Annotated in this window: 1 protein-coding gene; it reads left to right on the top strand. The window is 51.7% G+C overall.

The annotated features are described in order from the left end of the window. Positions 1-232, top strand: a 232-nt coding sequence (locus tag ACTHSX_RS10905) for a transposase (protein WP_440377746.1), incomplete at both ends; no start/stop codon positions are given.

Below are 232 nucleotides of genomic sequence, written 5' to 3'. Positions count from 1 at the left end.
ACGACCGTCTATGCCGACAAAGGCTATGACAGTGAGGAAAACCGGCAACATCTGGAAGAGCGTCGACTGCAGGACGGTATTATGCGCAAAGCACACCGCAAACATCCACTGTCGGAAGCACAAACCAAACGTAACCGGTATTTGTCAAAGACCCATTATGTGGTCGAACAAAGCTTCGGTACGCTGCACCGTAAATTCCGCTATGCGCGGGCAGCCTATTTCGGACTGAGCA

This window comes from Neisseria sp. P0014.S002, from assembly GCF_051958295.1.
GTDB classification, from domain to species: domain Bacteria; phylum Pseudomonadota; class Gammaproteobacteria; order Burkholderiales; family Neisseriaceae; genus Neisseria; species Neisseria flavescens_B.
Note: the sequence above shows the minus strand (reverse complement) of the source record. Positions and strands in the feature narration are given on the sequence as shown.